The organism is Allobaculum sp. (genome assembly GCF_047010065.1).
Lineage (GTDB): Bacteria > Bacillota_I > Bacilli_A > Erysipelotrichales > Erysipelotrichaceae > Allobaculum > Allobaculum fili.
The window spans coordinates 1-1,518 of the sequence record NZ_JBKXLD010000170.1; the positions used below are offsets into that span (position 1 = coordinate 1).

Consider the following 1,518-nt stretch of genomic DNA (forward strand, 5'->3'; position numbering starts at 1 on the left):
AGCGTATCTAATATTCAGTCTCGCGTATACCCGTCGATTGTTTGACACTTACGTTTTCCCAGCGAGATTGTATTAAACGATACAGAAGCGATACAGAAGAAAAAACGCGCTCGTCCACTATCTTATGGATGAGCGCGCGAATGAAACAGAAATCGGAAAGGAAAAACCAGACGAGATCGATTGCCGGGCGTTTAAGCCGGCTTTCTATTCCTCGATTTTTTATGGGACAGAAGAACATTCTGTCCTTTTCTTTTTCGGTTTTGATCGGGCTTTATTTGTAGAGTTTCATGCCCGGCAGACGATACCATTGACGGCTGCCGTCTTCTTTGAATTCGTACAGGGAAATCAGCGAATTTTTCAGATGGAGAATGTCTTCGGTAAACAGAAGCGTATCTTCCTTGCGAATCAGACTGCGTTCTTTTAACGCCTGATACACCTGTTCGGCATCCGCCGGACTTTCTGTGCAGATTACCAGCTGCGGCAAGCAGGCATAGATATTGGTCTTATCCGTCATATTGCGGCTTTCCAGCATCGTCCACTGGCTGTCGAGAATCGAATAATAACGACTCACCTTTTCACAGAGCTGTTCGAGCGATTCGTCCGTATTGCGGACGACTTCAAAGAACAGCCGGCTTCCGTCATTGAGGGTTAAATTGACCGGCGTACGCATGATGGCACCGTTTTTTACGTCCTGCGGATTGACGGAAGCGAACACTTCCTGAACACCGAAGCGCTTCATGCTGACGCCGCTTTTGAGCATCCCCACCAGAATCTGGTTGCCGACGAGGATACGGAAAATGTCCAGCGGCTTTTCCGGCTTGTTGAGTTCACGGCGTCTGGAATAGGAAAGATAGACATTCCCGCCGTGCATATGGACGGACTGCTTGGCAATCTGCGATCCAAACAGATCGAGCGAGAAGCAGGTCAGTTTGGTTCCTCCCTTGCGAAGAATCGCCTTTTCCTGCAGCACATGGTACTTGCTGAGTTTGGTCAGGTGATTGAAGATCGCCTTGCGGGAGTAGTTGGCCAGCCTGAGGCTGACCAGCTCCGCGCACTGCAAAGGGGTAAGGTAGCAGGAGCGGGCGATCTCCTCGACCAGGACATAGTCCACTTCCTGCATAACATCTTTCGCGGCTTCGAGCGTCGTACGCGTACGGCTTCCCTCAGGATGGAGACGCTCGAGCGTCTCATCTCCCGTGGTGAAGAAGGTCGTGGACGTGATTTTGTCAGCCGCAATAAATTCTGTATTGTTTCTAGCGTATTTTTTCGGGTTATTCACCGTCGATTTGTCTTTATTTACCGTTGTCTCCGCCACTAGCTATTTCCTCCTTCCTGCTCTGCAGATTCCTCTGCGGTCTTTTTCTTTCGACCGGGTCTGCGCTTTGGCTTCTCCTCGCTGTTTTCAGCTGGAGCGGCCGGCGTTTCGCTGGATTCTGCGGTTTTCTTTGCGGGGGTTCTCCGTTTGCGTTTCGGTTTTTCCCCGCTGGAGGAATTTTCGGATGCAGCAGTGTTTTCCGC

At 50.5% G+C, this 1,518-nt stretch carries 1 protein-coding gene; it reads right to left on the reverse strand.

Translation table 11 applies throughout. The features are described from left to right. Nucleotides 1-271: 271 nt before the first annotated feature. A complete protein-coding gene (locus tag ACLUYS_RS09925; protein ID WP_230266526.1) occupies nt 272-1,315 on the reverse strand; it encodes a hypothetical protein in 1,044 nt (347 codons plus the stop codon). Nucleotides 1,316-1,518 lie beyond the last annotated feature (203 nt).